General features: G+C 64.2%; 27 protein-coding genes. 10 read left to right on the top strand and 17 right to left on the bottom strand.

Features of this window, described 5'->3' with window-relative positions; all coding sequences use genetic code 11:
- Nucleotides 1–31 precede the first annotated feature (31 nt).
- The 11 genes from NKK50_RS01060 to NKK50_RS01010 all read right to left on the bottom strand — a co-directional run bounded on the left by NKK50_RS01060 (nucleotide 32) and on the right by NKK50_RS01010 (nucleotide 10,899).
- Complete coding sequence (locus NKK50_RS01060; protein WP_023736018.1) at nucleotides 32–1,126, bottom strand: fatty acid desaturase family protein; 1,095 nt, start codon at nucleotides 1,124–1,126, stop codon at nucleotides 32–34.
- Nucleotides 1,127–1,142: 16 nt separating this feature from the next.
- Entirely contained in the window at nucleotides 1,143–2,057 is a 915-nt protein-coding gene (locus NKK50_RS01055) for a sugar phosphate isomerase/epimerase family protein (protein ID WP_023705643.1), read from the bottom strand.
- A gap of 54 nt (nucleotides 2,058–2,111) precedes the next feature.
- The gene (locus NKK50_RS01050) at nucleotides 2,112–3,200 is read right to left on the bottom strand and encodes a Gfo/Idh/MocA family protein (RefSeq protein WP_352543025.1); all 1,089 of its coding nucleotides are present in this window, start codon (nucleotides 3,198–3,200) and stop codon (nucleotides 2,112–2,114) included.
- A gap of 101 nt (nucleotides 3,201–3,301) precedes the next feature.
- On the bottom strand, nucleotides 3,302–4,366 hold the full coding sequence (locus NKK50_RS01045; RefSeq protein ID WP_023714829.1) for an ABC transporter ATP-binding protein: 1,065 nt from the start codon (nucleotides 4,364–4,366) through the stop codon (nucleotides 3,302–3,304).
- Nucleotides 4,366–5,154: an ABC transporter permease gene (locus NKK50_RS01040; RefSeq protein WP_023696229.1), complete on the bottom strand. Its 789-nt coding sequence runs from the start codon at nucleotides 5,152–5,154 to the stop codon at nucleotides 4,366–4,368. Before NKK50_RS01040 ends, NKK50_RS01045 begins: the two co-directional genes overlap by 1 nt.
- On the bottom strand, nucleotides 5,154–6,023 hold the full coding sequence (locus tag NKK50_RS01035; RefSeq protein ID WP_023685260.1) for an ABC transporter permease: 870 nt from the start codon (nucleotides 6,021–6,023) through the stop codon (nucleotides 5,154–5,156). Before NKK50_RS01035 ends, NKK50_RS01040 begins: the two co-directional genes overlap by 1 nt.
- 66 nt (nucleotides 6,024–6,089) lie before the next feature.
- Nucleotides 6,090–7,151, bottom strand: a complete 1,062-nt coding sequence (locus tag NKK50_RS01030) for an ABC transporter substrate-binding protein (RefSeq protein ID WP_352543024.1) — start codon at nucleotides 7,149–7,151, stop codon at nucleotides 6,090–6,092.
- 33 nt (nucleotides 7,152–7,184) lie between these two features.
- Nucleotides 7,185–8,159 (bottom strand): PfkB family carbohydrate kinase, encoded by a 975-nt coding sequence (locus NKK50_RS01025; RefSeq protein ID WP_352543023.1) that lies wholly within the window; start codon nucleotides 8,157–8,159, stop codon nucleotides 7,185–7,187.
- Nucleotides 8,156–9,190 carry an ADP-ribosylglycohydrolase family protein gene (locus NKK50_RS01020; protein ID WP_023749931.1) on the bottom strand — a complete coding sequence of 345 codons (1,035 nt, stop codon included), beginning with the start codon at nucleotides 9,188–9,190 and terminating at the stop codon, nucleotides 8,156–8,158. Before NKK50_RS01020 ends, NKK50_RS01025 begins: the two co-directional genes overlap by 4 nt.
- Nucleotides 9,191–9,193: 3 nt before the next feature.
- Nucleotides 9,194–9,919, bottom strand: coding sequence for a GntR family transcriptional regulator (locus tag NKK50_RS01015; RefSeq protein ID WP_023687928.1), 726 nt, complete (start codon nucleotides 9,917–9,919; stop codon nucleotides 9,194–9,196).
- Between the two features lie 209 nt (nucleotides 9,920–10,128).
- Nucleotides 10,129–10,899 carry an IclR family transcriptional regulator domain-containing protein gene (locus tag NKK50_RS01010; protein WP_023690763.1) on the bottom strand — a complete coding sequence of 257 codons (771 nt, stop codon included), beginning with the start codon at nucleotides 10,897–10,899 and terminating at the stop codon, nucleotides 10,129–10,131.
- A 116-nt stretch (nucleotides 10,900–11,015) separates the two neighbouring features.
- Between NKK50_RS01010 and NKK50_RS01005 the strand changes: the two genes are divergently transcribed.
- From NKK50_RS01005 to pcaF, 3 genes are read left to right on the top strand one after another with little or no spacing between them, the layout of a single operon-like run.
- The gene (locus NKK50_RS01005; RefSeq protein WP_023696235.1) at nucleotides 11,016–11,873 is read left to right on the top strand and encodes a CoA transferase subunit A; all 858 of its coding nucleotides are present in this window, start codon (nucleotides 11,016–11,018) and stop codon (nucleotides 11,871–11,873) included.
- Nucleotides 11,870–12,658 (top strand): CoA-transferase subunit beta, encoded by a 789-nt coding sequence (locus NKK50_RS01000; protein WP_352543022.1) that lies wholly within the window; start codon nucleotides 11,870–11,872, stop codon nucleotides 12,656–12,658. The genes NKK50_RS01005 and NKK50_RS01000 overlap by 4 nt, the downstream gene beginning before the upstream one ends.
- 1 nt (nucleotide 12,659) lies before the next feature.
- Nucleotides 12,660–13,865: a 3-oxoadipyl-CoA thiolase gene (gene pcaF / locus NKK50_RS00995; protein WP_023712109.1), complete on the top strand. Its 1,206-nt coding sequence runs from the start codon at nucleotides 12,660–12,662 to the stop codon at nucleotides 13,863–13,865.
- Between the two features lie 13 nt (nucleotides 13,866–13,878).
- Here the strand turns inward: pcaF and pobA are convergent, their stop codons facing one another.
- Genes pobA through pcaD form a run of 6 tightly spaced genes read right to left on the bottom strand, consistent with a single transcriptional unit; the run spans nucleotide 13,879 to nucleotide 18,690 of the window.
- Complete coding sequence (pobA, locus tag NKK50_RS00990; RefSeq protein ID WP_352543021.1) at nucleotides 13,879–15,051, bottom strand: 4-hydroxybenzoate 3-monooxygenase; 1,173 nt, start codon at nucleotides 15,049–15,051, stop codon at nucleotides 13,879–13,881.
- Nucleotides 15,051–16,103 carry a 3-carboxy-cis,cis-muconate cycloisomerase gene (locus tag NKK50_RS00985; protein ID WP_352543020.1) on the bottom strand — a complete coding sequence of 351 codons (1,053 nt, stop codon included), beginning with the start codon at nucleotides 16,101–16,103 and terminating at the stop codon, nucleotides 15,051–15,053. The genes pobA and NKK50_RS00985 overlap by 1 nt, the downstream gene beginning before the upstream one ends.
- Nucleotides 16,104–16,115: 12 nt before the next feature.
- Nucleotides 16,116–16,730 carry a protocatechuate 3,4-dioxygenase subunit alpha gene (pcaG, locus tag NKK50_RS00980; protein ID WP_023712112.1) on the bottom strand — a complete coding sequence of 205 codons (615 nt, stop codon included), beginning with the start codon at nucleotides 16,728–16,730 and terminating at the stop codon, nucleotides 16,116–16,118.
- Complete coding sequence (gene pcaH, locus NKK50_RS00975; RefSeq protein WP_352543019.1) at nucleotides 16,730–17,485, bottom strand: protocatechuate 3,4-dioxygenase subunit beta; 756 nt, start codon at nucleotides 17,483–17,485, stop codon at nucleotides 16,730–16,732. The genes pcaG and pcaH overlap by 1 nt, the downstream gene beginning before the upstream one ends.
- On the bottom strand, nucleotides 17,475–17,888 hold the full coding sequence (gene pcaC / locus NKK50_RS00970) for a 4-carboxymuconolactone decarboxylase (protein ID WP_023685273.1): 414 nt from the start codon (nucleotides 17,886–17,888) through the stop codon (nucleotides 17,475–17,477). The genes pcaH and pcaC overlap by 11 nt, the downstream gene beginning before the upstream one ends.
- Entirely contained in the window at nucleotides 17,881–18,690 is an 810-nt protein-coding gene (gene pcaD / locus NKK50_RS00965; protein WP_023687922.1) for a 3-oxoadipate enol-lactonase, read from the bottom strand. Before pcaD ends, pcaC begins: the two co-directional genes overlap by 8 nt.
- 92 nt (nucleotides 18,691–18,782) lie before the next feature.
- Between pcaD and pcaQ the strand changes: the two genes are divergently transcribed.
- The 7 genes from pcaQ (at nucleotide 18,783) to NKK50_RS00930 (ending at nucleotide 25,505) form a co-directional block, all read left to right on the top strand.
- Nucleotides 18,783–19,700, top strand: a complete 918-nt coding sequence (pcaQ, locus tag NKK50_RS00960; protein WP_023685275.1) for a pca operon transcription factor PcaQ — start codon at nucleotides 18,783–18,785, stop codon at nucleotides 19,698–19,700.
- Nucleotides 19,701–19,975: 275 nt separating this feature from the next.
- A complete protein-coding gene (locus NKK50_RS00955) occupies nucleotides 19,976–21,274 on the top strand; it encodes an ABC transporter substrate-binding protein (RefSeq protein ID WP_023739488.1) in 1,299 nt (432 codons plus the stop codon).
- A gap of 89 nt (nucleotides 21,275–21,363) precedes the next feature.
- Entirely contained in the window at nucleotides 21,364–22,038 is a 675-nt protein-coding gene (locus NKK50_RS00950; protein ID WP_444848975.1) for an ABC transporter ATP-binding protein, read from the top strand.
- Complete coding sequence (locus tag NKK50_RS00945) at nucleotides 22,035–22,763, top strand: ABC transporter ATP-binding protein (protein WP_023696244.1); 729 nt, start codon at nucleotides 22,035–22,037, stop codon at nucleotides 22,761–22,763. The genes NKK50_RS00950 and NKK50_RS00945 overlap by 4 nt, the downstream gene beginning before the upstream one ends.
- Entirely contained in the window at nucleotides 22,760–23,656 is an 897-nt protein-coding gene (locus tag NKK50_RS00940) for a branched-chain amino acid ABC transporter permease (RefSeq protein ID WP_023829185.1), read from the top strand. Before NKK50_RS00945 ends, NKK50_RS00940 begins: the two co-directional genes overlap by 4 nt.
- Nucleotides 23,653–24,717: a branched-chain amino acid ABC transporter permease gene (locus NKK50_RS00935; protein WP_023829184.1), complete on the top strand. Its 1,065-nt coding sequence runs from the start codon at nucleotides 23,653–23,655 to the stop codon at nucleotides 24,715–24,717. Before NKK50_RS00940 ends, NKK50_RS00935 begins: the two co-directional genes overlap by 4 nt.
- Before the next feature lie 2 nt (nucleotides 24,718–24,719).
- Nucleotides 24,720–25,505, top strand: coding sequence for a coniferyl-alcohol dehydrogenase (locus NKK50_RS00930; RefSeq protein ID WP_023833950.1), 786 nt, complete (start codon nucleotides 24,720–24,722; stop codon nucleotides 25,503–25,505).
- Nucleotides 25,506–25,595: the final 90 nt, after the last annotated feature.

Raw genomic sequence — 25,595 nt, 5'->3', positions numbered from 1 at the left:
CAGGCCGGATAGAAGGCGGGTGGTTTATTCGCTACTCGGCCGCCGCCGACATATCGAGCTCGTGAAATTCACCGCGATAGGGCCGCGCCGTCGGCGGCAATTCGCGCTTGAGGAAATAATCCTCGTACCGCAGCTGCTTCAGCAGCACCGGCCAGACCTCGCGATAGGCATGCCACATGGACGGGTTCGCCGCCGGCAGGTCGTGCTTGACCAGCTCGTGCAGCCTCGGCAGCGCATGGTAGGGCACCATCGGAAACATGTGATGCTCGACGTGGTAATTCATGTTCCAGTAGATGAAGCGGCTGACCGGGTTCATGTAGACGGTGCGCGTGTTCAGCCGGTGGTCGACGACATTGTCGGCCAACCCGATATGCTGCAGCAGGCCGGTCAGAACCATGTGCCAGCTGCCATAAAAACGCGGCAGGCCGATCAGCACCAGCGGCAGCCATGAACCCAGCGCGATCGCGAGGGCGATCGTCGCAACGTACACGGCGACATGCCAGCGCGCCGCCGTGATGGCCTTGCCCTGTTCGGTCTCAGGAATGTAGCTCTTTTCGTCGTCCGACAGCTTGCCCAACGCCTGGCGCGCCAGGATCGGCAGCGAATAACGGAAATCGAGAATGCCGGTGAAGGCAAGCGCCGCCTTGACCAGATTTGGCGGCCGCATTACCGCGATCTCGGCGTCACGGCCGACGATGATCGTGTCGGTGTGATGCCGCGCATGGCTCCAGCGCCATTGCACCGGATTGCGCACCACCATGAAGCTGGCGATTTCGTAGATCGCATCGTTCATCCAGCGTGTGCGGAAGGCGGTGCCATGGCCGCATTCGTGCCAGCGCGAATCGCTCGACGATCCATAGAGCACGCCATAGACGAGCAGGAACGGCACCACCCACCACGTGCCCCAGAACCACACGATGCCGGCGGCCGAGCCCAGGATGGCTGCGATCCAGATCACTGTATCGCGGATCGCCGGCCCGTCGGAGCGCTGCATCATTTCCTTCATTGCCTTGCGCGGCACGTCGGTGTGATACCACTCGGCCGAGGCCAGCCCGGTCTCGATCGCCCGGCGGGTGCTTTCGCCGACCAGGCCGTAATCGCGCTTTGTCTTGGCCGCCGTCGCCATCACCGTCTCGCCTACCTCAAAGCCCGTTGGCGCGGAACTTCCCGTCGAGAAATGTTTTCGCCCGCGGCACGTCGTCCTCGGTCAGATGCTCGATGATAACAGGGATGTTCGGGTGCTTCTCACTGAGCCGCTGCAGATAGAGATCGTAATTCAGCGATCCCAGCCCGGGCGCCGGCAGCTCGATCTCGCCGACGCCGCGGAAGGTCAGCCCCTCATGCGCGTCCGCGTCGCCGATATCGGCATGCTTCTCGGTCTTGTCGCTGCCTGAGCGCTTGACGTCCTTGGCGTGCGCGATGCGGATCTTGTCGGCCAGCGTGTCGAACACCTGGTTCAGCACCTGGTCCATGCGGTCGATATTGTGCGCCTCGAAATAATTGGTCGGATCCATCAGCAGGCCGAGGCCCGGATGGTCGACCTGCGCGAACATTTTGACCGTCTCCTCGACCGAACCGACGACATTGTTGACATAGGTTTCGAGCAGGAACACCGCGCCATGGTCGTAAGCCGTCTGGGCAAGATCCGAGATCACCTTGCGGCATTCCTCGAAGCCTTCCTCGGTCTTGTTTTTGGGATGATGCACCCAGTCGGATTCGGTGTTGTAGGTGCCGGTCTCCGAGATCACGTAGGGCGAGCCGAAGTCGCGCGCATTGCGGATGATTTCCTTGAGATAGCCGACGCGCTTCTCGCGCTCGGATTTGTCGGGATGGATGATGTTGGTGTAGCCCGAGATGCAGCAGACCGGCAGATTGTGGTCGCGAAACGTGTCGCGCACTGTCCTCGCCTTGTCCCCGGTGATCTGCCCGGCCGTGAGATCGACATCCCTGAAATGCATGTCGAGCTGCACTGTGTTGAAGCCGAGTGCACGGATGCGGCGGGCGGCCTCCGCGAGCTCATAGGGGAAATAGCCGGTGAAGATACCTGCCTGCATCATGATGTGAACTCCTCCCGGTAAGCGATTCAGCCGCCACACTATTCGGCGGCATGTTCAGTCGATCGATATCTCGGACAGTTTGACGGTGCGGCCTTGCGCCATCGAGCGGTAGCCCGCCTCGACCAGTGCCATTGTCTTGACGTTATCGGCGACGGAGAGCGCCGGCGGCGCGCCTGTCTTCACCGCATGCTGCAATTGCTCCATCACGCCGATGAAGGCATGCGGGAACCACATCGTGTCCCAGCTCGGGCTGACCCATTCGCCGCCGGTCGTCTTGGTCGACGCATAGGTCAGCGTCGAGGCCACGCCTTTCGGCCAGCCGATCGTGCCTTTGGCGACACCCTTGATGCCGTCGACGCGCCAGTTGATGTGCTGGTCGTCCTCATAGCCCTCCTGGCGCGGTCCGGACCAGACATCCTCCAGCGACACGGCGAGCACGCCGGAGGGAAAGCGCAGCGTCGAGATGGTGATGCCGTCGGTATGTTCGAATGTCGTGCGCGGGTCCTTGCGTGTCAGCGTGGTGATTTCCGAGGGATCGCCGAACAGGAAGCGCAGCACGTCGAGATGATGCACGCTCATATTGGCGAGCGTCAGCCGGTCGTAGTCCTGAAGGAAGGTCTGCCAGTGCGGGATCGCATGCATGTCGATCTGCGCGAAGACGATGTCGCCCAGCGCGCCGCTGTCGATGATCTGCTTCAGGACGCGCATCGACTGGTCGTAGCGCATGTTCTGGTTGACCGAGAGGATCTTGCCGGACTTTGCGGCTTCGTCGCGCAGTTTCACGGCTTCATCGACCGACAGCGCCAGCGGCTTCTGCGCCAGGATCGCCTTGATGTGAGGCTGCTTCAGCGCATGGCGGATCAATGCCGGCTGCTGGTCGGGTGGAAAGGCAAGGTCGACGATCTCGATCTCGGGATTCTCGATCAGTTGTTCCGGCGTGTCGTGGATGGTCGGAATGCTCCAGCGTGCAGCTACCTTCTCGGCGCTGGCCTTGGTGCGCGAAGCGATGGCGACGACTGGGAAACCGGCCTGCGCATAGGCGGCAAGATGGCATTCGGCCATGATCATGCCGGCGCCGATGCAACCGATCCGGTATCCGCTAGTGCGAACCCTCACATCCGGCTCGAAACCCTGGCCTGCCATCCATTCCTCCCTGGAGGACGGATATAACGCCATGGCCCGTCGATCAGCCAAGGTCCGCTCCATCAATTCCCATCAGAACGATGCCGGGGTGACGGTGCGAACTAGTTAGCGGCAATCAGCACAGTGCTTTCCGGCGACCAGCTGAGCATTACATTCTGGCCCTCGGCCAGCCGGTCACTGCCGGTATTCTGGACGATGACTTTCAACGTCTGGCCGGCGCGCTCGACGAAATAGGTGCTGTTGTTGCCGGCGAAGATGCGCTTGGAGACTTGCCCCTTCAGCGTGTTGGCATTGCCGCTCGATGCCCCGGCATCGGTGGCGATACGAATGCGTTCGGGTCGCACGGCGCAGCTGGCCTTTGTGCCGGCGGCAAGCCGACCACCCACCCCGGCGGCAATCGCCGTGCCATCAGGCAGCCGGATGCCGTTGCCGGTCGCATCGCCGCGAAGGATATTGGCGTCACCGAGGAAGGTGGCGGCGAATTCGCTCTTCGGCCGGTCGTAGATTTCCTCCGGCGGCCCTTCCTGCACGAGCCTGCCGTCCCGCAATATGCCGATGCGGTCGCTCATCGTCAGCGCCTCTTCCTGGTCGTGGGTGACGAAGATGGTGGTGATGCCGATCTCGCGCTGGATGCGCTTCAGCTCGATCTGCATGTCGACGCGCAGCGCCTTGTCGAGCGCGCCGAGCGGCTCGTCGAGCAACAGCACGCGCGGCTTGGTGACGATGGCGCGCGCCAGCGCCACACGCTGGCGTTGGCCGCCGGAGAGCTGGTGCGGCCGGCGCTCGCCGAGCTTGCCGAGCTGAACCAGATCGAGCGCGCGCTGCACTTCGGTGGCGATCGTCGCTTTCGTTTCGCCGCGCACCGACAGGCCGAAGGCGACATTATCGGCGACGCTCATATTGGGAAACAGCGCATAGTTCTGGAACACCATGCCGATGCGTCGCTTTTCGACCGGCACGCGTTCCACACTCTCACCGCCAATGGTGATGCGGCCAGTATCGGGAAAGTCGAAGCCGGCGATCTGGCGCAGCAGCGTGGTCTTGCCGCTGCCCGAGGGGCCAAGCAGCCCATAGAAACCGCCATCGGCGAAATCGATGGAGACGTCGTCCAGCGCCTTGTGCGCGCCAAAACTGCGGGAGACGTTCGATACCTGCACGCCGGCCATTATTTCTCTCCGCCGAATTTGAAGAAGCGCGCCGTGAGCAGCATCAGCGCCATCGACACGACGATGATGATGGTCGAGACCGCGTTGATCTCGGGCGTGAAACCCTTGCGGATCGCGGCGTAGATTTCGACCGGCAGCGTCGTCTGCCCCGGGGTCGCCAGGAAGTAGGAGACGACGAACTGGTCGAACGACACGGCAAATGCGAACAAGCCGCCGGCAATGACGCCGGGCATGATCCACGGCAGCGTCACACGCCTCGTCACTTGCCACTGGTTGGCGCCGAGCGAGCGCGCCGCCTCTTCCAGCTCCGGTGCAAAAGTCTGCAGCCGGGCCGAGACGACGACGATGACATAGGGCAGCGCCAGCGCCACATGGCCGAGCAGGATGGCGAACAGGCCGCGGCCAATGCCGACGCCGAAGAAGAAGATCAGCATCGCCGTGCCGGTGATCAGCCACGGAATGGCGATTGGCGGAAACAGCAGCGCCTGCAGCACTTTCTTGCCGCGGAAATCATAGCGGAACAGCGCTAGCGAAGCGGCCGAGCCAAGCACCACTGAGATGAGCGTGGTGATGACCGCGATCTCGAGGCTGTTCCAGGTGGCCGCGATCAGCTGGTCGTTCTGCCAGAGCGAGGCATACCATTCCGTCGTCCATTCGAACGGCAATTGGTAGAAGGGCGAGACGTTGAACGACATCAGCGCCATGATGATGATCGGCAGATAGAGGAAGGCGAGCAGCAGTCCGATGTAGAAGCGGCCTAGTCCTTCGAGGATGCGGGTCGTCATCATCAAGCAGCCCTCCGCAGCACCGGCGAGGCAACCGCCAGGATCACCAGCACCACCGCCAGCAGGATGAAGGAAAGCGCCGCCCCCAGCGGCCAGTTGAAGACGGCGACGAACTGGTCCTCGATCACCGTCCCGTAGAACGTGCCGGTGCGGCCGCCGAGAATGCGCGGCTCCATGAACGAGCCGACGACCGGCACGAAGATCAGTGCCGCACCTGCCACCAGGCCAGGCATCGACAGCGGGATGATCACCCGCTTCAGCACCTGCAGCCGCGAGGCGCCGAGCGAACGTCCGGCCTCGATCAGCGAGTCGTCGATGGCCTGCAAAGTGAGATAACAGGTCAGCACCATATAGGGCACGTAGGAGTGCACCAGGCCGATGATGATTGCGGGATAGGAATACATCAGGTCGATGTTGATCTTGAACGGCAGCACGGCGTTGAGCGCCGTGTCGAGGATGCCGCCCTCGCGCAGCACCATCGCCCAGGAGAAGATGCGCACCAGCCCGTTCGACCAGAACGGCAGGATGACCAGCAGGAAGATCGCCTCGCGGCTGCGCCCCTTCAGCACCTTGGCCAGCACATAGGCGGCGGGGTAGCCGATGACGACGCACCACAAAGTCACTTCGAGGCCGAGCCGCAGCGAAGCGAGCAGCAGCGTCAGGTACAGGCTCTGCGAGAAGAAGGCGGCGTAATTGCCAAGGGTGAACGCCCACGGCTTTCCCGACAGCGGCAGGTCGGTCATGAAGGAGAAGAATACCATGGCCGAGAGCGGCAGGAAGATCGCCACCGTCAGCCAGAGATAGGCCGGCGCCAGCAGCGGCAGGGCCGATCTCAGCCCGCTGCGCGACGCGACCGCACCCTGTACTGCCATGATACCCTCCTCCCCAGGATTGAAGGGCCAGCCGGCGCCAACCGCCGGCTGGTCCGGACGTGAGCGTTACTTCACGTCGACTTTGAGCTGCTGCCACAGCGCCAGATAGGCCTCGCGCTGCGCGTCGGTGATCGGCGCCTGGAAGTGGATGCGCTTGGCCACCTCGGGATCGCCCATCACCTTGCGGTTGAAGGAGTCTTCAGGCAGCGCTTCCACCGCCTTGGTGTTGGCCGACACCGGCGCGCCGACCTTGGTGACCCATTCGACATAGAATTTCGGATCGATCATCCAGTTGATGAAGGCCTGCGCACCCTCGACATTCTTCGAGCCCACGGGAATAGAGAACGCGTCGAGCCAGGCGACGGCGCCTTCCTGCGGAACGACCAGCGAGACCGGCAGCTTGAAATGCGTCTTGGCACGGTCGGCCGAGCCGCTCCAATAGGTGCCGATGTCGATCTGGTTGGAGGCGACCATCTGGTTCCAGTCGTTCTCCGAGCTCCAGAACGTCTTGATCTGCGGCATCAGCGAGGTCAGCTTCGCCTTGACCGCTTCCATATCCTTGATGTCGTTGATATTCTGACCGGTGGCGATGGCGCCGAACTGCACCGCTTCGACAGCGTCGTCGCGAATGACGACCCGGCCCTTATGCGCTGGGTCCCACATTTCGGCGATCGAGGTCGGTGGCTTGTCGAAGGACTTTTCGTTGATTGCCAGCGCCGTCAGGCCCCACACCCACGGCACGCCATAGACCTTGCCGTCATGGTCGAGCATCGGCGATTGCGCCTTGTCCTTGCTGATGTCGGCATAGTTCGGCAGCTTCGAGACATCGATCGGCTGGATCAGCTTTTCCGCCATCGCCTGATCGTTGAAGGCGGCGTTGATCATGACCACGTCATAGAGGCCCGGATTGGTGCGGATCTTGGTCAGCATTTCCTGTTCGGAATTGAAGAAGTCGTTGACGACCTTGTTGCCGGTCGCCTTTTCGAAGGCTTCGATCGCCCACGGCTCGTCGGCGCCGTAGCCCTTCCAGTTGAGCACATGCACTTCGGCGGCACTGGCGGCCAGCGTGAGCGCGGAGGTGATGACGGCGGTCGCCGTCAGCAGGGCAGTCAGTCTTGGCATGCGCATGTTCGTTCCTCTCTTGTTTGCCCGCTTGGCGGGTCAGGCTGTCTGATGGGCCTTCTGGTTCTGGCCCGGCTCGCCCGTGGCGGCCTGGCTCAGGAAAGTCTGGATCTCGCTGTCGGTCGGCGCCGATGAGCCGCCATGGCGGGTGACGGAAAGTGCTGCCGCCGCATTGGCATAGCGCGCCGCCTCGAAGGGATGCACGCCGCGCGAGAGTGCACTGACGAAACCGCCGATATGGGTGTCGCCGGCGCCATTGGTGTCGATGGCATCGACCTTGAAGCCGGCAATGGTCTGCGTCTCGCCATTGACCAACCTCACGAAACAGCCCTTGGCGCCGGCGCGGATAACGACGCCTTCGGCCTTTGGGCAGTGGTCGGCGAGCAGCCGGGCGGCGAGTGCCTCGACATCGCCTTGCCCAGCGATCTCGACCGCTTCCGTCATGTTGCAGCTCAGCCATGTCGTACGGGCAAGTACCCGCGACAGGATGGGACGTGGGATATCCGCGATGACCGGCGTTGGATCGAAAACGAAGGGAATGTTTTCTGGCAGCGCCTCGATCCAGTCGGTCAGCGCGTTGTGGCTTCCGAGATAGCTCAGCGTGTAGCCTGACGTGAACACCCAATCATCAGACGTGACCACCACGGCCCTCATCATCTCGAGGCTGAGAATGCTCTCCGCACCGGGCCACGACACGAAGGTGCGCTCGGCATCGCCGGAGATCATGGCGACGCAATTGCCGCTGTCCATGACCGGCGATGGCGACGTCAGCGTTATGATGCCTTCGGCCGCAAACGCGGTGCGCAAAAAATCGCCATTCGGTCCGCTGCCGAGCTGGCCGCCGAACACCACCGTCATGCCGGTGCGGCTGGCCGCGACCATCATGTTGAAGCCGCCGCCGGCGACCTGCGCAAAGCTCGACGCGGTCTTCTCGCAGCCCGGCGCCGGCAAGGCGTCGATGCGGTAGACATAGTCGACGACGGCGCTGCCGATATGGACCAGACGCCCACTCATGCCGCGGCATCCTTGCTGGCCTTTGCCGTGCGCGCCGCGACGAGGTCTTCGGCAAGCGAGCGCACCTCCCCCATATCTATGCCGACGAGCCCGGCAATGTGTTGTTGCGGCAGTTGCGAAAAGCCGACGCAGGCGCCGGCCATGCCTGAGGCAATCGCGCCGATCGTGTCGGTGTCGCCGCCGAGATTGGCGCTGATGATTGCCGCTTGCCAGGGATCGCCCTGCGCGACTTCAAGCACGGCGAAAGCTGCCGGCACGGACTCCTGGCTGGCCACACCGGTGCCGACGAGATCGGTGATGAGCCCGATCGCATCCCGCATGGTCTTGCCGCGCACGAGCTCCTGCGCCCAGGCGATACGCGCGGCGATATCGCCACCAGTCACCCAATGTCCGAGCCGGGCGCCTCGCCGCGCGGCTGCTACCGCGCTGTCGGAAGCGGCACGCCAGTCGCCACCGGCGACGCCGTGGCTGGCGGCGGCGGCAACTGCTGCGGCCGAAGCGATGGCGATCGAGGTGTTGTGCGTGGCACGGCAAGTTTCGGCGACCTTGGCGACGAAAGCGTCGAGCGGTTCCAGCGGCATCATGATGCCGACCGGCGCGATGCGCATGGCCGCGCCATTGGTGTCGCCCCGGCTTCCCGCCTCTTCCGCCGGCACGCCGTCATTGATGGCGTCGATGGCGCGCTTGGTCGATGGTCCCAGCAGGTCATAGCTGCCGCGCGCCTTGACCTCGCGCTCCCAGTCGAGCAGTGCGTTCACCCAGCGCGCATGATCGAAGCGGTCGCCGGACTCGACGAGAATGCGACCAAGCAGCAGGGCCTGTTCGGTATCGTCGGTGATGGTGCCGGCAACGAGCCCCTTCGACACCGGATGATCGGCAAACGGCGCCACGAAATCCTCGACATGGCCGTATAGCTCGGCGATCCGCGCCGGCGACAGAAGCTGCGTCGGCATGCCCAGCGCATCACCGAGCGCCCCACCGACAAGCGCGCCCATGGCGCGATCGAGCGTGTCGTTGGTTCTGTCCGGCATCGCTCAAAACCTCATATGCAGCGCGAAATGCGCCGGGTTGAGCAGGCTGGTTACATATTCGATCGGCCGGTCGTCGGCCGCACGCGTCAGCCGGCGTCCGCGCAGGAACGGCGTGCCTTGCGGGCAGCCGAGAATGGCGGCGTCTTCGGCATTCAGCATCTCGATGCCGACCCATTCCTCGCCATGGTCTGGGATGAGGCCGGCGCCGCGCAGCGTCTGGTGCAGCGAGCCTTCGCGCAGACCGCGCAGCGGCACGTCCTCCAGTTCGGGCGACAGCGGCAGGCGGCTGCGTTCGATGGAGATCGCATGGCCGTCGCTAGCATTGGTGCGCACCCGGTCGACGGCGATGAAGAACGGGCTTTCGATGCCAAGCAGCGCGGCAAGATCGGCATCCTCGATCACTTCAAGCCGCAGCGTCCGCGTCTCGGCATTGGCGCCGGCATTGGCCAGCGCCCGCGACCAGCCAATGCTGTCATCGACCGGCTTGCCGTCGAAAGTGACGAAGGAGCCGATGCCGACCTTGGTCGTGATCAGCCCACGGCTGGACAACTCCTCGAGGCCCTTGCGGACCGTGTTGCGGCTGACGGAAAAGCGCTGGACGAGTTCGTTCTCGCTTTGCAGGCGGTCGCCGAAGCCAAGCACGCCGGAGCGGATCTCATGTTCGAGAACGGTGGCGATCTGCTCGGGCTTGCCCGTGCCGGGAGAAAGTTGAACCGCGCGCCGCTTCATATGGGTACCTGTTCAATAAACCTGTATAGTCCTGTTCGATATTGGAGTTGAAGGGCGACGTCAACGATATATTTGGATTCACGCATATGCGTTGTGCTCAGGAGGTGCCCCGGGCATCGTTTGTTCGCATGGCGACGCTAACCGCGCAGGGCGTCCCGTCTCCGAGACAGAGCGGGGGCAGCGCTTCCCTCAGGCGATTAGCCTTGCGCTCACACGAAGAAAAATTCCTCAATCCGTTGCTTGGCCGTCCGCAGCGCTGGCAGGATATCCCGCTCCATCGCCTCGACGGAGAACCGCGCCGACTGCGTCGAGACGTTGATCGCCGCCACGGTCTTGCCGGCGCGGTCATAGATCGGCACCGCTATCGAGCGCAGGCCAAGTTCCAGCTCTTCATCGACGACGGCAAAGCCATCCGCCCTCGCCGCGTCGATGGCCTTGGCCAGCGCGGCGCGGCTGGTGATCGTCTTCGGCGTGCGCCGTTCGATCCTCGCCTCTGCAAGCAAGGCCTTCAGCTCATCCGCGCCCAGCCCCGCAAGCAGGACGCGCCCCATCGAGGTGCAATGCGCCGGCAGCCTGGTGCCGACATCGAGCGAAACGCTGAGGATGCGGCGGCCAGGAATGCGCGCGACATAGACGACTTCCTCGCCCGACAGCACCGCCGCGTTACAGGCCTCGTCGAATTGGCCCGCGACGTCGCGCATGATGGATGCCGCGAATGTCCACAGCGAGGCGCCGCCGAGCCAAGAGCGCACGATGGCGAGCAGGCGCGGCGACAGCGAAAACTGCCGGCCGGATTGCGTGGCATAGCCGGTGGCGGTCAGCGTCAGCAGGAAGCGACGCGCGCCGGCGCGGGTCAGCCCCGCCTCCTCCGCCATTTCGGTCAGCGTCATCCCGGCCGGATGCCGGGCCAGTATCTCCATGACTGCAAGGCCGCGCTCCAGCGAGCCGACATGGTCGCGCGTCTTTGCCTTGTCCTCCATGCGGCCTCCGCAAGACAATGCGCCGCCTTGACTCGTCTCGGCGGCGCGATGTAAAAATATCTCATACAAAACAAATGTTCGCAATACGAACTTTTTGAACTTCGGAGTTCTTGGCGATGGTCAATTTCCTGCCGCTCAAACAGGCCGTGGCTGAGAACCTGCATGATGGCGATACGGTCGCCTTCGAAGGCTTCACGCATCTGATCCCGACGGCGGCGGCGCATGAGGCCATCCGCCAGGGCTTTCGCGACCTGACGCTCATCCGCATGACCCCCGACCTGATCTACGACCAGATGATCGGCATGGGCATGGCCAAGAAGATCATCTTCTCCTATGTCGGCAATCCCGGCGTCGGCCTGCTGCGCCGCGCCCGCGACGCCATCGAGAACGGCTTCCCCCGGTCGATCGAGATCGAGGAGCACAGCCATGCCGGCATGGCCAACGCCTACGAGGCGGGAGCTGCCGGCCTGCCTTGCGCGGTGTTCCGCGGCTATCGCGGCGCCGGGCTGGCGGCAGTCAATCCCAACATCCGCTCGGTCACCTGCCCGTTCACCGGCGAGGTGCTTGCCGCCGTTCCTTCCATCCGACCGGACGTGACCTTCATCCACGCTCAGAAGGCCGACAAAAAAGGCAATGTTCTGGTCGAAGGCATTATCGGCATCCAGAAGGAAGCGGTGCTCGCGGCCAAGCGCGCCGTGGTGACGGTAGAGGAAGTCGTCGACAATTTCGACGACCTGCATCCCAACCTCACCGTGCTGCCGCGCTGGACCATCGCTGCGATCTCGGTGGTATCAGGCGGTTCGCATCCCTCCTACACGCACGGCTACTATGCCAGGGACAACGCCGCCTATCTCGAATGGGACGACATCGCCGCCGACCGTGAAAAATTCCAGACCTGGATGCAGGCCAATGTCCTCGATCGCACGGCGGACGATTTCGCCGGCCGCGTAAAGCATCTGAGGAGCGCGGGATGAGCGGCTTTACTCCCAATGAGATGATGACGATTGCCGCCAGCCGAGCCCTGAAAAACGACGATGTCTGCTTCGTCGGCATTGGCGCGCCGTCAGCCGCCTGCAACGTCGCGCGGCTGACGCATGCGCCCGACATCACGCTGATCTATGAAAGCGGCACCATCGGCACCGCGCCCGATGTTTTGCCGCTGTCGATCGGTGACGGCGAACTTTGCGATACCGCCGTCACGACCGTCTCGGTGCCGGAGATGTTTCGTTACTGGCTGCAGGGCGGCCGCATTTCGATCGGTTTCCTCGGTGCCGCCCAGCTCGACAAGTTCGGCAACATCAACACCACCATCATCGGCGACTATGCGCATCCCAAGACCCGCCTGCCCGGCGGCGGCGGCGCGCCGGAGATCGCCATCTCGTCGAAGGAGATCTACATCACCATGGCGCAGTCCAAGCGCGGCATGGTCGAGAAGATCGACTTCTTCACCTCCTTCGGCCATGGCGATGGGGGCGATCACCGCCAGCGCCTAGGCATCGACACCGCTGGACCGACGCTGCTGATCACCGACCTCGCCATCTGGAAGCCCGACCCGATGAGCAAGGAATTCACCGTGGTGTCGCTGCATCCCGGCGTGACGCGGCAGCAGGTGCAGGACAGCTGCGGCTGGATCGTAAAGTTCGCCGAGGCGCTTGACGAAACGCCGGCGCCGACGGAACTCGAGCTGACGACATTGCGTGACCTGCAGGCCCGCACCAAGGCGGCGCATGAGGGAAGCGGAAAAGAAAAGGCTGCATGACATGACCGAGGCATTCATCTGCGATTACATCCGCACCCCGATCGGCCGTTTCGGCGGCTCGCTGTCGTCGGTGCGGGCCGACGATCTCGGCGCCATTCCGCTGAAGGCGCTGGTCGAGCGCAATTCCGGCATCGACTGGCAGGCCATCGACGACGTCGTCTATGGCTGCGCCAACCAGGCCGGCGAGGACAATCGCAATGTCGCGCGCATGTCGCTCCTGCTCGCCGGATTGCCGCAGGAAGTGTCAGGCTCGACCGTCAATCGCCTCTGCGGGTCCGGCATGGACGCGCTCACCATCGCCGCCCGCGCCATCAAGGCGGGCGAAGCCGAGTTGATGATCGCCGGCGGCGTCGAATCGATGAGCCGCGCCCCCTTCGTCATGCCCAAGGCCGAGACCGCCTTTTCGCGCCATGCCGAGATCCACGACACCACCATCGGCTGGCGTTTCATCAACCCGCTGATGAAGAAACAGTATGGCGTCGATTCCATGCCGGAGACCGGCGAGAACGTCGCCGAGGATTTTTCAGTGTCGCGCGCCGACCAGGACGCCTTTGCCGTGCGCAGCCAGGACAAGGCCGTCGCGGCACAGGCCAATGGCCGGCTGGCGAAGGAGATTACCCCGGTGACGATCCCACAGAAAAAGGGCGATGCGATTATCGTATCGAAGGATGAGCATCCCCGCGCCGGCACCACGGTCGAGTCGCTAGCCAAATTGCCGACGCCGTTCCGCCAGGGCGGCACCGTCACCGCCGGCAACGCGTCCGGCGTCAATGACGGCGCGGCAGCGCTGATCATCGCCTCCGAAGCGGCTGTGAAAAAATACGGCCTGACGCCGATCGCCCGCGTCCTCGGCGGCGCTGCTGCCGGCGTGGCGCCACGCATCATGGGCATCGGCCCTGCCCCGGCGACACAAAAGCTCTGCGCCCGCCTCGGCCTGACACCGCAGCAATTCGATGTCATCGAGCTCAACGAAGCTTTCGCCTCCCAAGGCATCGCCGTGCTCCGCCAACTCGGCATCTCCGAGGACGCGGAGCACGTTAATCCGAATGGCGGCGCCATCGCGCTTGGTCATCCCTTGGGCATGTCGGGCGCGCGTATCACTGGCACCGCGGCACTGGAACTGCGCGAGCGCAGCGCCCGCTATGCGCTGGCCACCATGTGCATCGGCGTCGGCCAGGGCATCGCGGTGGCGCTCGAACGGGTTTGAGTTTGCACCGCCCTTAATAGGGCAAACCGACATAGTTTTCAGCCAGCGCGGTCGACGCCGCTTGCGAATGCACGAGATAGTCGAGCTCGGCTTCCTGGATGCGCTGGCCGAACTCGCCCGTATCGGGAAAGCGGTGCAACATCGTCGTCATCCACCAGGAGAAGCGTACCGCCTTCCAGACCCGCGCCAGCGCCTTGGCCGAATAGGCGTCAAGCCCGGCCTGCGATTTGTCCAGATAGAATTCGCGAAGCCCGGCAAAGAGATAGCGCACGTCGCTGGCGGCAAGGTTGAGCCCCTTGGCGCCCGTCGGCGGCACGATATGGGCGGCGTCGCCGACCAGGAACAGCCGGCCGAAGCGCATCGGCTCGGCGACGAAGGAGCGCAGCGGCGCAATCGATTTTTCGAAGGACGGGCCGGTAACGACCGCGGCTGCGGTCTGTTCCGGCAGGCGACTGCGCAATTCGTCCCAGAAGCGACCGTCGCTCCAGGCGTCGACCTGTTCGTCAGCCGGGACCTGCACATAGTAGCGGCTGCGATGCGTCGACCGCATCGAGCACAGCGCAAAGCCCCGCTCATGGTTGGCGTAGACCAGTTCGTGATCGGCCGGCGGCACTTCGGCCAGCACGCCGAGCCAGCCGAAGGTATAGGTCCGCTCGAAGGTTTTCAGCGCCCGCCCAGGCGCCGATTTGCGGCTGACGCCGTGATAGCCATCGCAGCCGGCGATGAAGTCGCAGTCGATGCGATGGCCGACGCCGTCCTTGCTATAGGTGACGTAAGGCGCCTCGCCATCGAAACCATGCAGCGCGACGTTGGCCGCCTCATAGACGGTGGTCAGCCCGGCCGCCTCGCGCTTGTCCATCAGATCGTGCGTCACTTCGGTCTGGCCATAGACGGTGACATGCTTTCCCCCAGTCAGTGCCGTGAGGTCGAGCCGGTGCAGGCCGCCGCCGAAGGCAAGCGAGATGCCGGCATGCAGCAGGCCCTCGGCATGCAGCCTTGCAGCTGCGCCCGCCTCTTCGAGCAACTCGACGGTGCCTTGTTCGAGCACCCCTGCCCGCACCCGGCCAAGCACATGCTCCCGGCTCGAACGTTCGAGGATCACCGTCTCGACGCCAATGGTGCCGAGAAGCTGGCCAAGCAGCAGCCCGGACGGTCCGGAGCCGACAATGACGATCTTTGTGCGCATCAGTGTCCCAGGCTTTCGATCTGTCCGGCGAGTTCCGCGGCAAGCCGCAAGGCGGCCGCGGTCGCAACCGCTATTTGCGGCAAGAGCAGCCATTCCAGCGTCCAGGCCGCGCCCGAGCGCTCCTGCTCATGCACCAGCGCCTGGTGCATGCCGGAAAGCTGCGTGGCGTTGAAGCGGGCCAGCGCCACCAGCGCTTCGGCCTTGACCGGATTCTGCTTGTTCGGCATGGCCGATGAGCCGCCACCGCCGGATAGTTTGATCTCGGTGCCGCTCTGCGCCATCAGGGCGACGTCCTGGCCGAACTTGCCGAGGCTGCCGGTGATGAGCGACAGCAAACCGGCGAACTCGGCCAGCGCATCGCGCTGGTTGTGCCATTGCGGCGCATCGCCAAGGCCAAGCTTTGCGGCAAGGGCGGCGCGCACTGCGGGGCCTTTGTCGCCGAGCTTTTCCAGCGTGCCGGCGGCGCCGCCGAATTGCACTACTAGCAGACCCTTGGATTGCTCCGAGAGTCTCTGCTGATGCCGTTGCAGCGGCGTGCGCCACACCGCCACGCGGTCCGACGCCTGAATTGGGATCGCCGGCTGCATGCGCGTCATCGCTGTCAATGCACGGCTGCCAAAACGTTCTTCCAGCCCCACCAGCCGCAAAATGTTTTCAGTCAGCAGCAGGTCGAGATGTTCAATGAGCCGGCGCAGCCGAAGCACCAGGCCAGTGTCGATGACGTCCTGGCTGGTTGCGCCGAAATGCACGCCGGCGTCGTGCGGCGCGCCGACCGCTGCCTTCAACTGGCGCACCAGTTCGGGCACGATCACGCCATCCTTCGCCACACCGGCCCGCAGCCGCGCGGTGTCCGGCTTGTATGACAACAGGGCAGGTATAATCGCCGCGGCGGCATCCGTGCCGATAATCCCGCTTTCGGCTTCCGCTTGCGCCAGCGCGCGCTCGAAATCGAGCATGGCGGCGATTTCCGCGTCGACCGAAAAATGCCGAGCCGCCTCCTCGTCGCCGAGCAGGCCGGAGAGCAGCGGATGGTCGAAGGGCGATACGGTCATGTCATTGGTCTCCTAGCTGTCGAAGAAGACCGTTTCCTTCTCCCCTTGGAGATGGACGTCGAAAATATAGTTGTCGCCTTGCCGCTCGGCGATCAGCGTCGGCACTCGCACCTTGTGCTCGATGCGGGCCAGGATCGGATCCTCGGCATTGGCCTTGGCCTCGTCTGAGAAATAGAGCCGCGTATGTAGGCCGATATTGATGCCGCGCGCGACGATCCACAAGCTGATATGCGGCGCCATCAGCCGCCCGTCGCCATACGGCACGCGTCCCGGCTTGATCGTCTGAAAACTGCACAGGCCGGTTTCCATGTCGGTCGGCTGACGGCCCCAGCCCTGAAAATCCGGATCGGCATCGCCGCGCAATTCGGCCGGCGAATTGTAGAAGCCATTGGCATCCGCTTGCCAGATTTCGATCAAGGCATCCCTGAGCGGCGTGCCGGTGCCGTCGAGCACGCGAATGCGCAAACCGATGCGGTCGCCCTTGGCGTTGTCGTTGAGCATCGTGGCGCCCAAGTCTGTCGGGTAGACGCCGCCGATACCACCGAAATTCGGCGTCAGCCCGATATGCACGTAGGGCCCGGCGGTCTGCGACGGACTCTCCTTCAGCCGGGTCAGCGATTGCGCCATCAATTGCCCTGCGGACGGTTTTCGAACAGCGAGGCGCGGCGTCCGCGCAACACGATGTCGAACTTGTAGGCGCGCGCGTCGAACGGGATCGTCGCCTGCATGTCGAGCGCGGCGACCAGCGTCTCAATCGCCGCCTTGTCGCGGATACCGCGCACGATCGGGCATCGCCAGATCAGCGGGTCGCCCTCGAAATACATCTGGGTGATCAGCCGCTGTGCGAAGCCGTGGCCGAACACCGAGAAATGGATGTGCGACGGCCGCCAGTCATTGGGCCCGTTCGGCCAGGGATAGGGACCTGGCTTCACCGTGCGAAAGGCATAACCGCCATCGGCATCGGTGATGGTGCGGCCGCAGCCGCCGAAATTCGGATCGAGCGGCGCGAGATAGCCGTCCTTCTTGTGGCGGTAGCGGCCGCCTGAATTGGCCTGCCAGAATTCGAGCAGCGCGCCTGAGACGCCCTGGCCGCGCTCGTCGAGCACGCGGCCATAGACGATGATACGCTCGCCGATGGCGCTCTCTCCGGGCTTTGCGAAATTGTGGATCAGGTCATTGTCGAGTTCGCCCAGCATGGCGTGGCCGAACACCGGACCGGTGATTTCCGAAGCCGTGTTGTCGAAGGCCAGCAGCGCCTTTTGCGGCGAGCGCAGCACCGACGTCTTGTAGTCGGGCGTCAGCGCCGGCGGATGCCAGCCGCGGTCGCGCTGGAAGAAGGCTCCGCTCTCGGGCCTGCGGTTCGAGCCGGCATCAGCTGGCATGGCCAGCCCTGCTTCCGTCCATTTCCGAAAACACCTCCTTGGCGATCCTGAAGGCGCGGTTGGCGGCCGGCACGCCGGCATAGATCGCGACATGCAGGAACGCTTCGCAGATATCGTCGCGCGACGCACCGGTGTTGGCGGTGGCGCGCACATGCATGGCGACCTCTTCATCATGGCCAAGGGCGGCCAGCAGTGCCAGCGTCACGATCGAGCGTTCGCGCCTGCTGAAGCCCGGACGCGCCCACACAGTGCCCCAGGCTGCCTCGGTGATCAGCTCCTGGAACGGCCGGTCGAAATCGGTGACGGCATCCTCGCTGCGATCAACATGCGGGTCGCCGAGCACCGAGCGCCTGACGGTCAGCCCGGTCTGATATCTGGTTTCGTTTTTGGGCAGTTCATCCATGGGTCTGCTTTCTCAGGGGAAGCGCCGCGACGAAATCGCGGATCAGGGTGGTCAGCGCCTTGGGCTGTTCGACGCAAGGGATGTGCGCGGCGTCACGAATGATTTCGAAATGTGCGCCTGGGATCAGATCGGCCAGCCAGCGGACGAGATCCGGCGGCGTCGAGCCGTCCTGGTCGCCAACGACGCAAAGCGTGGGTACCGCGATCCCCTGCGCGGCCTCGGTGAAATCGGCATCGCGCACCGCGGCGCAGGTGCCGACATAGCCGGCGACGGCTTGCCGGGTCATCATGTTCCAGTAGCCGTCGAGCTCGGCGACACGGTCCGCGTGGAAGGCAGGCGTAAACCACATTTTGAGCACGGCATCGGCGATGGCCTGGATACCTTTGCTTTCGACCGTTTCGATGCGGGTGTTCCAGCTGTCGGCCGTGCCGATCTTGTGGGCGGTGTCGCACAGGATGAGGCCGTCGACGATTTCGGGGCGCCGGGCATAAAACCCTTGCGCAATCAGGCCGCCCACCGACAGGCCGCACAGCACCGCATTGTTCAGTTCGAAATGATCGATCAGGCCCGACAGATCATCGACATGCTCGTCGATCGAGCTGACGCCACCAATGTCGGACAGGCCATGGCCGCGCTTGTCGTAGACCAACACAGGCATTTCGCCACCCAGTTCGGACAACACCTCGTCCCAGACGCGGAAGTCGGTGCCCAGCGAATTGATGAACACGATCGGCCGCGCATTTCCCTTCGCCTTGATATGGCGATGGTGCAGCGTGATGCCGCCAATGTTGACGAATGGCACGATTTCGATCCTCCGTGTTCACATTGCACAAGGCATTTGGTTTGGTAAAATGATATTTTACGCCGTTTCATTAACTGCTAGGTTATGAGAACATGTCCGAAAGCCGCATAAGGTTCCGTCACCTGCAGGCATTCCTTGAGGTAGCGCGGCAAGGCAGCGTGGCGAGGGCGGCCGACTTTCTCCATGTCAGCCCACCGGCCGTGACCAAGACGTTGCGCGAATTGGAGGAGGCGCTTGGCATCGCTGTCGTCGAACGCGACGGCCGCGGCATCAGGGTGACACGGCTTGGCGAAATCTTTCTCGGCCATGCCGGCACGGCGATCACGGCACTGAAGCGCGGCGTCGATTCCGTCCGCCAGGACGGCGCCATCAACCGGCATCCGATCCGCATCGGCGCGCTCCCGACAGTGTCGGCCAAGGTGATGCCACGCGCCATAAGCCTGTTCCTGAGTGAAAATACCGGTGCTGCGATCAAGATCGTCACCGGCGAGAACGCGGTCCTGCTGGAACAGTTGCGCGTCGGTGCGCTCGATCTCGTCGTCGGCCGGCTTGCGGCGCCGGAAAACATGACCGGCTTCTTCTTCGAGCATCTCTATTCCGAACCGGTGCTGTTCGTGGTGAGGGCCGGCCATCCGCTGCTGCAGCCGGGCCAGGACATCTTCGCCCGGCTCGATGAATTCCCGGTGCTGATGCCGACGCGGGAGTCGGTCATCCGCCCCTTCGTCGACCGCCTGTTCATCACCAACGGCATGACGGCGCCTGCGACCGAGATCGAGACCGTCTCGGATTCCTTCGGCCGTGCCTTCCTGCGCCAAAGCAATGCGGTCTGGATCATATCGACAGGCGTCGTCGCCAACGAACTCTCCAGCGGCGCCTTCGTCGCCTTGCCCGTCAACACCGAGGAAACCAAAGGGCCGGTCGGCCTGACGATGCGGACCGACACTGCGCCTTCGCCGGCCTTCACCATCCTGCTGCAGACCATTCGCGAGGCGGCCAGCCAGAACGCCTGAGCACCTTTCGCCAATCTGGCGCAGAGCGGGCCTTCAGCCGTATTTCCATAACCTGTTGGTTAACGAAACACCGCAAAATAAATTTTACCAAACCAAACACCTAGGGCACTGTGACGATGGGAGGATCGAAATCGTGCCGTTATCGGCATTGGCGGCGTTCCGCTGCCGCCTCAAGGCCTGCCGGGGCGATCTCCGATCTTAAGAACGGGCGGCATCGATTTTGAGCAGGCCGGCGGTGACCTCCAGGTGCCGTCAGGAAAGGGAGGAATACCAGCATGACCTCAAGCAAATCCGGCGTCTCGCGGCGCCAGTTCATCGCCACATCGCTCGCCGGCGGCGCGGCACTTGCGCTCAGCCGCGGCCAGGCATTCGCGCAGGCCGCCGACACGCTGAAGGTCGGCTTTGTCAGCCCGCGCACCGGGCCGCTCGCCGGCTTCGGCCAGACCGACGGCTATGTGCTCGATCTCGCCCGCAAGGCGCTCGCCAACGGCCTCGACATCGGCGGCAAGAAATACAGTGTCGAGATCATCGACCAGGACACGCAATCCGACCCGTCGCGCGCCGGCCAGCTCGCCAAGGACCTCATCAACAACCAGGCCGTCGACCTGATGCTGGCGGTGTCGACGCCGGAGGTGATCAACCCGGTCGCCGACGCCTGCGAAGCCGCCGGCGTGCCTTGCCTCTCCACCGTTATGCCGTGGGAGGCCTGGTATTTCGGCCGCGGCGCCAAGCCCGGCGAACCCTCGCCGTTCAAATGGACCTATCATTTCGGCTTCGGCGTCGACGAGTTCTTCCGGACCTACATCTCGCAATGGAACCTGATCGAGACCAACAAGAAGGTCGGCGTCATGTATCCCAACGACGCCGACGGCAATGCCATCCGCACCCATCTGGCGCCGTTGCTGGCAAAGCAGGGTTTCACCATCGTCGATCCCGGCGCCTACGAGACCGGCACCACCGACTATTCCTCGCAGATCGCTCTGTTCAAGCAGGAAGGCGTCGAGATCTTCAACTCCTTCCCGATCCCGCCGGACTTCGCCGCCTTCTGGCGCCAGGCCGCGCAGCAAGGCCTGATCAAGCAGATCAAGATCTGCCAGGTCGCCAAGACCGGGCTGTTCCCGTCCGACATCGAGGCGCTCGGCGATCTCGGCAACAAGATTTCGAGCGCCGCTTACTGGCACAAGGCCTTCCCCTACAAGTCGCCGCTGACCGGCGTTTCGGGGACCGAACTGGCCGACGGTTATGAGGCCGCCAGCGGCAAGCAATGGACGCAGCAGCTCGGCGCCTCGATGTCGCTGCTCGACGCCGGCTTCGAGGCCCTGAAGGCAAGCACCGACGCCAAGGACAAGGCGGCCGTCGCCAAGGCGCTGAGCACGCTCAACACCGAGACCATGATCGGCAAGGTCGACTTCACCAGCGGCCCGGTCGCCAATGTCTCTCCCGGCCCGATCATCGGCACCCAATGGGTGGCGGCCAAGGAAGGCGGCAAATTCCCGCTCGACTACGTCGTGACCGAGAACGCCACCGACCCGAAGGTTCCGGTCGAGGCCAAGCTCCAGCCGTATAACGGCTGACGGACGGCTACGGGGGTCGCATCGTGAACGGTTCAGCAAACGCCGCGATCCTCCGCGCTGCCGGCATCCAGAAACGCTTCGGCGCGCTGGTGGTGCTCGACGATGTCGACTTCGCCATGAATGCCGCTGAGGCCGTCGGCATCGTCGGCCCGAACGGCGCCGGCAAGACGACGCTGCTCAGCATCTTGTCAGGCGCCTTCCCGCCGAGCGCCGGCACGGTCGCCTTCAAGGGCGGCGACGTGACGGCGCTGCCGGCCACGGCGCGCTGTCGTCTCGGCCTGGTGCGCACGCACCAGGTGCCGAAACCGTTCAGCGGCATGACCACGTTCGAAAACGTCTTCGTCGCCGCGTCGCATGGGGCGGGTCTCGCCCGCGACGAGGCCTATGAAGCGGCGTTGGCGTCGCTGAAACTGTGCGGCATGCTGGGCGTCGCCAACCGACGCGCCGAGACACTCGGCCTGCTCGACCGCAAGCGGCTGGAACTGGCCCGCGCGCTTGCCGCAAGGCCGACCCTGCTTCTGCTCGACGAGATCGGCGGCGGACTGACCGATGGCGAGGCGAGCGAACTCGTCGATACCATCAAGGAATTGCGCCGGCGCAAGATCGGCATCGTCTGGATCGAGCACATCGTCCACATCCTGCTGCAGGTGGCCGAGCGGCTGATCTGCATGGATGCCGGAAAGATCATTGCCGATGGCGAGCCGCAAGCCGTGATGGCCGATCCCGAAGTCGTGCGCGCCTATCTCGGTGGAGGCCCGAAATGAGCCTGCTCGCAATCGAGAATCTGGTCGTCCGCCACGGCCTGTTGCAGGCGGTGCGCGGTGTGAGCTTTACGATCGAGCGCCGCGAAACGCTGGCGCTGGTCGGCGCCAACGGCGCCGGCAAGACGACGCTGCTCAGGGCAATCGCCGGCGCGCATCAGCCGACTGCCGGCCGTGTGCTGCTGGACAGCGCCGACATCACCGGCGTGCCGTCGCACAAGCGCGTCGGCATGGGTGTGGCGCTGGTGCCGGAAGGACGAAAGCTGTTCGTGCAGATGACGGTCGAGGAGAACCTTCTGCTCGGCAAGACCGCCGGCCGGCCCGGCGACTGGAGCGTGGAAAGGGTGCTCGACACGTTCCCCAATCTGAAGCCGCGCCGCCACGCCAAGACCGGGCATCTCTCCGGTGGCGAGCAGCAGGCCACCGCCATCGGCCGCGCGTTGATGAGCAATCCGGAGCTGCTGCTGCTCGACGAGGTCTCGCTCGGCCTGTCGCCGCTGGTGGTCGATCGCGTCTACGCTTCGCTGCAAGGGCTGATCAGCTCCGGCACGACGATCATCCTGGTCGAACAGGACCTCAATCGCGCGCTCTCGGTCTCGGACAAGGTCATCTGCATGCTCGAAGGACGCGTCGCGCTGGAAGGCCCGAGCAAGGGCATGTCCCGCGATGAAGTGACGAAAGCCTATTTCGGCCTGCACAGAAAAAGCGCCGGGAGTGTGCCGGCATGAGCAACCAGATCGTCCAGGGCATCCTGCTCGGCGGCTACTACGCGCTGATCGCCTGCGGCCTCTCCTTCATGTTTTCGGTGATGCGCATCATCAACCTCGCGCATGGCAGCCTGGCCGTGTTTTCCGCCTACGCGCTGTGGTGGCTCGCCTCGCAATTCCATATCTCGCCCTTCGTCGGCCTGCTCATCGTGCTGCCGCTGATGGCGGCCATCGGCTGGGCGCTGCAGCGCTTCCTGCTCGAGCGCAGCGCCCGCGGAGGCGCGCTGCTGCCGATCCTGACCACGTTCGGCCTCGCCATCGTCATCGACAATGCGCTGTTCGAGCAGTTCGGCGCCGACACACGTTCGCTGGCGCCCTATATCGGCAGCCTCTCCTACGATTCCTGGGAATGGCCGGGCAGCATCTATGTCGGCAAGCTTGCCGTGATCATGTTCGCCGCCGCCGTCATATTGCTTGGCGGACTGCAGCTGTTCCTCACCCGCACGTGGCTTGGCCGCTCGATCCGCGCCACGTCGGAAGATCCCGACACGGCCGGTCTCGTCGGCGTCGATGCGCGCCGCGCCAACGCCCTCGCGGCCGCCATCGCCATGGTCACGGTCGGTCTTGCCGGTGCCTTCCTCGGCATGCGCGCCACCTTCGATCCCTATACCGGCGCACCTCAATTGCTGTTCGCTTTCGAGGCGGCGGTGATCGGCGGCGCCGGTTCGCTATGGGGCACGCTGGTCGGCGGCATCGTTCTGGCGCTCGCCCAGACGCTCGGCGCGCAGATCCATCCGCAAGGTTTTCTGATCGGCGGCCATGTCGCCTTCCTGATCGTGCTGTTCATCCGGCTCTCCACCTCCGGCCTCGGCCTGCGCGGCCTGCTGCGCCTGCCCGCGAGGAAAGCATCATGAGCTCGGTTTTAAACGCCCCCGTTATCGAGCGCGGCACCTCCGCCTCGCGCATCTCGGCGATTGCGGTTGTCGTCATCATCGCGCTGCTCGCTGTTGCGCCGCATTTCCTGTCGGCCGGCGCCGTCGACCGCATGACCGCCTTGTTCATCTATGTGATCCTGGCGGCGATGTGGAATGCGCTGGCCGGCTTCGGCGGGCTGGTTTCGGTGGGACAGCAAGTGTTCTTCGGCCTCGGCGCCTATTTCACCATCCGCCTGGCCGATGCAGGCCTCAACCCGTTCGCTTCTCTGTTTGTCTCGGCGATCATTGTCGGCGCGATCTCCTGGCCAATGTCGCTGTTCATGCTGAAGCTGAAGAACGGCGAGTTCGCCATCGGCATGTGGGTGATCGCGGCGCTCACCCATCTGCTGGTCAATCTCGACCGGCTGGTGCAAGGCGAGACCGGGACGTCGCTGATCTCGCTCAACATCTATGACGCCGGTTCCAGGCGGGCGACGATCTACTGGCTGGCGCTGGCCGCGATGACGGCGCTTCTTGCCATCCTGTTTAGCCTGCTGCGTGACAGCACGGGTGCGGCCATCCGCGCCATCAGGGACAATGAGGAGGCCGCGGCATCGGTCGGCGTGCGCGTCACCGGAACCAAGCGGCTGCTCTTCGTGCTCGCCGCCTTCGGCATCGGCATGGCCGGCGCGCTGTGGTTGGCCACGTCGATCACCTTCCAGCCGAAAACCTACTTCAACGTCCAGTGGACCGCCTACATGATCTTCATGGTGCTGGTCGGCGGCATCGGCACCTTCGAGGGCGCCATTCTGGGTGCGCTGCTGTTCTTCCTCATCGAGACCTGGTTCGGCGGCGCCGGCGTCTGGTATCTGATCGGCCTCGGCGCCACGGCGGTGCTGTTCTCGCTGTTCCTGCCGCGCGGCCTGTGGGGAACGCTGGAGGAGCGCTTTGGCCTGCGCCTGCTACCGGTCGGCTACCGGGTCAGGCTGCCGGCAAACGCCGGCGATAGTGACGCGGCGCCCTCGCCGCAACAGGCCGCAACGCATCCAGAAAAGGCGTGACCATGCTGTTCGGCAAGACCATCCTCATCACCGGTGTCGCCTCTGGTATCGGCGCTCTCACGGCCGAACTTGCCGGCCAACTGGGCGCTGACGTGATCGGCGTCGACGTGCGTGAACCGGCAGCATCGGCCGGCAGTTTCGTCAAGGCTGACATCTCATCCAAGGCCGGCGTCGACGATCTCCTCGGGCGCCTGCCGCAGCGCATCGATGCGCTCTGCAATGTCGCCGGCCTCCCCGGCAACACCGGTGCGGTGTCGACACTGGCCGTCAACTTCTACGGCCTGCGCGCGCTCTCGGAAGGCCTCGCACCAAGACTTCGTGAAGGCGGCGCCGTGGTCAACGTCGCCTCGATCGCCGGCTATGGCTGGCGCGCCAATCTCAACCGCGCGGCATCGATGGTCGGCATCGAAGGCTTTCCCGATGTGGCGAAGATGATCGCCGACCATCAGGTGAAGAACGAGGAAGGCTATCCCGTTTCCAAGGAGCTGCTGCTGTTGTGGACGCAGCGCGCCGCACATCAGGACCTGTTCAGGAGCCGCGGCATCCGCGTCAATGCAGTGAGCCCCGGCCCGGTCGAGACGCCGATCCTCAAACAGTTCCGCAATGTGCTGGGTGACGCCCGCGTGGACAGCGACATCGCCAGGGTCGGGCGCGCCGGAACCTCGGGCGACATCGCGCCTGTCGTGCTGTTCCTGTGCTCGGACGGCGCACGCTGGGTCAACGGCGTCAATGTGCCGGTTGACGGTGGGCTTGAAGCATCGATCAATGCCGAGGTACTCGGCTTCTAGACCATGATCCCGAAAAGTGGGAGCCGGTGTTCGGATCAGATCGTGGTCGATAATAGATAGAAAAGACGCTCGACGGCGAGCGAGGGAGAG

It is taken from the genome of Mesorhizobium sp. M0001 (assembly GCF_040324255.1).
GTDB lineage: Bacteria > Pseudomonadota > Alphaproteobacteria > Rhizobiales > Rhizobiaceae > Mesorhizobium.
This window is presented reverse-complemented; position numbering and strand designations above follow the sequence as displayed.